Raw genomic sequence first — 4,938 nt, 5'->3', positions numbered from 1 at the left:
AGAGCGTTGCGTCCGAAAGTCTATCCAGACACGGCTCTTTAAAAACAAAAGGAGAAGATTATGAAAACAGAACCGATTCATCGTACCAGTATGTGGAAATTTAAGTTAAGTGCTGCCACCATGACTTTGATTCCCGCTGCCGTGGGGATTAACTATGTTGCCAAAGCCTTGGCGGAGGGGTTAAAGTTGCCCGTTTGGCTGGGGTCTTTGGGAACCTTTCTTACCAGCATGTTGGCTGGGCCGGTTGCCGGTGCCATTAGTGGTTTCATCAACAACGTGATCTATGGGCTGACCTTATCGCCAATTTCAACCGTGTATGCGATTACCAGCATCGGAATTGGGATTGCTGTCGGAGTTTTGCACGCCAATGGGTGGTTCTCGTCAGCGCGACGAGTATTTGTTTCTGCTATTATTATTGCCATCGTTTCAGCTGTCATTTCAACGCCACTCAACGTCATCTTTTGGGGTGGTCAGACCGGTATCGCTTGGGGTGACTCATTGTTTGCGGTAATGGTCGCCAATCATGCACCAGTGTGGCTGGCCTCATTTATCGATGAGTTTGTCTTGGATATTTTGGATAAAGTCTGCGTGGCCTACCTGGCATTCTTCATCTATCGTCAGCTGCCGAAGCGGATGGTGCACTTCTTTAGCGATGATAAATGATGACTGATAAAACATTGATTTCTGGAGCGCCACGGGTCAAGCTCAAATGGTACCAGGTGATCGATCCGATTACTAAGCTCTTGTTCATCTTGGACATGACGTTGTTGAGCTTTGCCAGTATGAATTTATTGCTTCAGGCCGGATTAATTCTTGTCGCAACACTGCTATTGTTATTTTCCAAATTGAGTTCTACCACCTTTAAGGCGCTGGGATTCAGCCTGTTTCTGATTTGCACCATGCTGATCATCCAAGGGTTATTTTACAGTCGGAATCAAACTGTGCTGTTTTCTGTGCTTGGGGTGTCGTTCTACAAAGAGGGCCTGATTTACGCCACCACTCTGGGTTGTCGAGTATTGGTGATTATTTTGACCAGTGGCTTTTTTATGGTGACCACGAGTATTTCAGAAAACGCGGCCTATTTGGAACTGTCCGGATTGTCTTATAAAACCGTCTACGTTCTGATGTCGGTGTGTTATATTTTGCCGGAAATGATGCGCAATATGCGGAAAATCCAGCAGGCACAAAAAGTTCGCGGAACCAATCCGCAAAAAACGTTGATTCAGAAATTAAAGTCAGTCCTGCCGGTTCTAATTCCATTGGTGATTAAGACCTTGGATCAATCGATGACGCGGTCGATTTCTCTCCAACTGAGAGGTTTTGATAATCTCAACCGGACTGTCAGAACCTCCCAGCGCGTGTATCGCCTGTCGCGGACGCTGCACATTGGTCTGACTGGATTGGCAATTTTATTGATTGGGTGGAAGATATGGACGAAGATAAACGGATTGTAATTGAAAATTTGACCACCCGTTATCCGGGTACTGAGCAACCACAACTGCGTCAGATTAACGCGGAGGTTCATACCGGCCAGGTGGTTGGGATTATCGGGAATAGCCACTCCGGCAAATCGACTTTGTGCCGTGTGCTGGCAGGGGTCATTCCCAAAATTGTGTCTGCTGAGATTGAGGGCGATTGGCACATGTTTGGCCAGCGAGTGTCTGACAATTGGCCCGTTTATAATGCCATGAATGGAGTTGTACTGCAAAATCCAGCTGGCCAACTAAGCGGGTTGGCAGACACGGTTGCCGATGAAATCGCCTTTGACTTGATTAATCAGGGAATGGCTGAAGGACTGATTCAAAAACGGGTTGAAGAAGTTGCCACGCAAATGGGGCTGATTGAACAGCTGAATTTGCGTCCCGAGAGCCTTTCCGGTGGTCAGATCCAGCGGTTGGCAATTGCCACGGCGATTGTGGCTAATCCGGCTGTTTTGATTATGGATGATCCGACCAGTGAGATGGATCCCCTTGGCCGCCGGCAATTTTTCCAATGGCTGGCCCAAGTCAAAGAGACGACTGTCTTCATTGTCACCAGTGAAATTGACGATTTGTGCGAAGTCGCCGACGTTGTGTGGGTGCTGCACGAGGGTCAAATGGTAGCCCAGGGCAGGCCGGGTGAGGTGTTTAATCATTTGGCAGCTGACTGGCAGATTCCAGCCCCGACAATCCAGCAACTTGCTCAAAAAATGGATTGGCACTTGGCTGATGGCCGGTATCCAGTGAATTACGCTGATCTGAAGGAGGTTCGTTATGTCCACAATTGAACTGAGCCACCTGACGTTCACTTATCCGGAACGGTCCTTTAGCTTGGATGTTGAAGACAAACACTTCGCCGATCCGATGGTGGCGATTGTCGGCCAAAATGGTGCCGGCAAATCAACGCTCTTCAAATTGTTGACGGGTTTGCTGACACCACAAACCGGTGTGATTAAGATCGATGGAGAAAATTTTAATGATCTTAAACCGGTCGAAAAGTTACTGAAGGTTGGGATTACTTTTCAGAATCCTGACGATCAGCTTTTCAACCCGACCGTTCAACGAGAGGTGGAGTGGAATGTCGCGCAGGTCATGGATGACCACGACACGATTACGAGGCGGGCTTTAGAGGCTCTAAAAAGAGTTGGCTTGGATGATAAAACAGATGAAAGTCCGTATGACCTGTCATTGTCGGAACGCAAGCTGTTGAGCGTTGCCACAGTTTTGGCAGTGGATCCGGCGATTTATTTATTTGATGAGCCGATGATGTCGCTTGATTGGGAAAGCCGGCGCAAGTTGACCGCAATTTTCCATCAGTTGGCTGATTCGGGCCACCAAGTTGTGACCATCACCCATGACATGGATTGGGTTGCCGCCGAGTTTGAGTCGGTGTATGTTATGGAACACGGGAAGTTTGGCTTCGCCGGCAGTCCACGGGAATTGTTCAGCAATCACGAACTTGTCCAGCGAGTGGGATTACTACCACCGCGGATTATGGACATAGCGGAGTCGCTGGGTGATTCACAGACATATTTATCGGTTAATGATTATTGCCAGAAAAATCGAGATGTATAGAAAAAGTCACCTCTGCGGGTTTTCCAGGTTGAAGGATTAACTTCAGCTTCTGGCAAGAACTCACATGGGTGACTTTTGTGTTTAATAACGTTTCATGATCATCGGGTGCTTCCTCAGATCACTCGGTTTGATTTTACTTTGTTTCATGGTCATAATCATATACCATTTCTTTTGGATTTTTTGTTTGACTAATACAAAATAGGTCTTCATAGGTCTTCGCATTTTTAGCGCCCATTAGGATCATCAGTATAATTTTCTGAATTAGGAGACTGTCCCATCACTATTCGAACTTCGTCTCCCAACTTACGCTGTTCCCATTCATCCGTGAACCCTTTAAATCGCAATTCTGGAACTTTCTTTTTAACTGAATCATCTATTTTCGCCATAGTCCCCACCATTTTATTGGTTTTTCTTGTTCTTCTATCCTTTTTTGATCTTTGATTTGTTCCTGTAAATTTTCCAACTTCTCTTTAAGAGCGTTCACTTCATCTTTATATTGATTGTCTAAGTGTTTGAATTCTGTTTCCTGTGAGGGCATTTTGAGGGCTTTTAAGTTATCATTTTCCGCCTTGTATTCTTCTAGTAACTTTTTATCTTGCAAGGCTAATCGTTGTTACTGGTCTAACAAATTAGTTAGTTTTTCTATTTGTTGGTCTTTGGTATTTGATTTGCTACTACTTTCTACTTTACCTAAAATTATTTTTTCTGCTTTAGAATTTATTAGATTAGACCCATTGGAACTTTTAAGCTGTAATTCTTTTGGTAACCTTTGGTAGTGATATTGAATATTTTGTTTTGTAACACTCAACTCATCCGCCAGCTCTTTGATCGTTTTTAAGTCTTCACTCATGGTTTAAGTCCTGCCTTTTAACCGTTGGTAGATATTGTTCAACGGCTTTTTTGGGGTAGCGTGCGATATTATGCTTAGAATATTCTTCACGTCTGCTGGCAACATAAGACAAGTGGTCTTTGACACTATTTAGCCCTCTTAATTCTTTCAGTTCGTCATAGAGGGGGTAAACATGGACTTGCAATCCTGCCATGATTTTTGTATCTTGCATTTCAAACGGACTTAGCAACATATTTTCTAGCAATAGCGTGGTGTACTTGCTTTTCATTGCTTCAATAGCTAGCTTATCTTCGGTTTCTGCTTTGCGTGCTTTATCTTCTTGATAGGCGGTATCTTCTAACTTATAGCTGTTATCGTCTGCTTGACGTTTCTTTCGTAACCAGATATCCAATGTTAAACCGTCCGCATCATTCGCTCGATAGAGATAATGCCAACGCCCCTTAATTTTGATATAGGTTTCATCCATTTTCCACGAATAGAAGGACTGTTTATTTTTCTTTTTCCAGAGATGATAGAGGATTTTACTGTATTCTTGAACCCACCGATAAATCGTAGTGTGACAAACATTTATTCCACGGTCATAAAGCAATTCCTGAACTTCACGATAGCTCAGATTGTAACGTAGGTAATAACCAACAGCGACAATGATGACGTCTTGTTGGAATTGTTTGCCTTTAAAATGATTCATCTCTCAAGCCTTACTAACCTTTTTTCTGCTCTTTGAGAAGCTGAAGGTCGTGCTAGTAACTACCTATTTGGTTTGATTAATTCCATCATTTATCTGGTGCTTGCCCTTCAAAAAGGCTTCTATGGTGAGGTTTTAACAACTCTCTATTTTACAATTATGCAGCCAATTGGTCTCTTGGTTTGGATTTATCAAGCCCAGTTTAAGAAAGAACAACAAGAGTTTGTCGCACGTAAACTAGACGGCAAGGGTTGGACAAAGTATCTTTCTATTAGTGTTCTTTGGTGGTTGGCCTTTGGGTTCATTTATCAGTCTATCGGAGCCAATCGTCCTTATCGCGATTCCATCAC

8 protein-coding genes and 1 pseudogene are annotated in these 4,938 nt (G+C 43.9%); 5 read left to right on the top strand and 4 right to left on the bottom strand.

All coding sequences use genetic code 11. The annotated features are described in order from the left end of the window. Positions 1–60 precede the first annotated feature (60 nt). The 4 genes from GMD1S_RS09975 to GMD1S_RS09960 are packed head-to-tail and all read left to right on the top strand — an operon-like array spanning position 61 to position 3,053. Positions 61–663 carry a hypothetical protein gene (locus GMD1S_RS09975; RefSeq protein ID WP_000846126.1) on the top strand — a complete coding sequence of 201 codons (603 nt, stop codon included), beginning with the start codon at positions 61–63 and terminating at the stop codon, positions 661–663. After that, positions 663–1,454, top strand: a complete 792-nt coding sequence (locus GMD1S_RS09970) for an energy-coupling factor transporter transmembrane component T (protein ID WP_000130448.1) — start codon at positions 663–665, stop codon at positions 1,452–1,454. Before GMD1S_RS09975 ends, GMD1S_RS09970 begins: the two co-directional genes overlap by 1 nt. Further along, complete coding sequence (locus GMD1S_RS09965; RefSeq protein ID WP_000343048.1) at positions 1,430–2,266, top strand: ABC transporter ATP-binding protein; 837 nt, start codon at positions 1,430–1,432, stop codon at positions 2,264–2,266. Before GMD1S_RS09970 ends, GMD1S_RS09965 begins: the two co-directional genes overlap by 25 nt. Then, positions 2,253–3,053, top strand: coding sequence for an energy-coupling factor ABC transporter ATP-binding protein (locus GMD1S_RS09960; protein WP_000103852.1), 801 nt, complete (start codon positions 2,253–2,255; stop codon positions 3,051–3,053). The genes GMD1S_RS09965 and GMD1S_RS09960 overlap by 14 nt, the downstream gene beginning before the upstream one ends. A 224-nt stretch (positions 3,054–3,277) precedes the next feature. On the opposite strand, the gene GMD1S_RS12475 is transcribed toward GMD1S_RS09960, so the two are convergent. From GMD1S_RS12475 to GMD1S_RS12685, 4 genes are read right to left on the bottom strand one after another with little or no spacing between them, the layout of a single operon-like run. After that, positions 3,278–3,439, bottom strand: a complete 162-nt coding sequence (locus GMD1S_RS12475; protein WP_001062367.1) for a hypothetical protein — start codon at positions 3,437–3,439, stop codon at positions 3,278–3,280. Continuing rightward, a complete protein-coding gene (locus tag GMD1S_RS09950; RefSeq protein ID WP_001152920.1) occupies positions 3,427–3,654 on the bottom strand; it encodes a hypothetical protein in 228 nt (75 codons plus the stop codon). The genes GMD1S_RS12475 and GMD1S_RS09950 overlap by 13 nt, the downstream gene beginning before the upstream one ends. 12 nt (positions 3,655–3,666) lie before the next feature. Beyond that, positions 3,667–3,903, bottom strand: a complete 237-nt coding sequence (locus tag GMD1S_RS09945) for a hypothetical protein (protein ID WP_001287839.1) — start codon at positions 3,901–3,903, stop codon at positions 3,667–3,669. Beyond that, a complete protein-coding gene (locus tag GMD1S_RS12685; protein WP_001015324.1) occupies positions 3,896–4,591 on the bottom strand; it encodes an IS6 family transposase in 696 nt (231 codons plus the stop codon). The genes GMD1S_RS09945 and GMD1S_RS12685 overlap by 8 nt, the downstream gene beginning before the upstream one ends. A gap of 39 nt (positions 4,592–4,630) precedes the next feature. On the opposite strand from GMD1S_RS12685, the pseudogene pnuC reads away from it, so the two are divergent. After that, a pseudogene (gene pnuC, locus GMD1S_RS09935) lies at positions 4,631–4,938 on the top strand (nicotinamide riboside transporter PnuC); the annotation flags it as partial.

It is taken from the genome of Streptococcus sp. GMD1S (genome assembly GCF_000296875.1).
GTDB lineage: Bacteria > Bacillota > Bacilli > Lactobacillales > Streptococcaceae > Streptococcus.
Note: the sequence above shows the minus strand (reverse complement) of the source record. Positions and strands in the feature narration are given on the sequence as shown.

Bases quoted from the DNA above. Each gene is read 5' to 3' on its own strand.
- GMD1S_RS09975 (WP_000846126.1), top strand. From the start codon at position 61: ATGAAAACAGAACCGATTCATCGTACCAGTATGTGGAAATTTAAGTTA.
- GMD1S_RS09970 (WP_000130448.1), top strand. From the start codon at position 663: ATGACTGATAAAACATTGATTTCTGGAGCGCCACGGGTCAAGCTCAAA.
- GMD1S_RS09965 (WP_000343048.1), top strand. From the start codon at position 1,430: ATGGACGAAGATAAACGGATTGTAATTGAAAATTTGACCACCCGTTAT.
- GMD1S_RS09960 (WP_000103852.1), top strand. From the start codon at position 2,253: ATGTCCACAATTGAACTGAGCCACCTGACGTTCACTTATCCGGAACGG.
- GMD1S_RS12475 (WP_001062367.1), bottom strand. From the start codon at position 3,439: ATGGCGAAAATAGATGATTCAGTTAAAAAGAAAGTTCCAGAATTGCGA.
- GMD1S_RS09945 (WP_001287839.1), bottom strand. From the start codon at position 3,903: ATGAGTGAAGACTTAAAAACGATCAAAGAGCTGGCGGATGAGTTGAGT.
- GMD1S_RS12685 (WP_001015324.1), bottom strand. From the start codon at position 4,591: ATGAATCATTTTAAAGGCAAACAATTCCAACAAGACGTCATCATTGTC.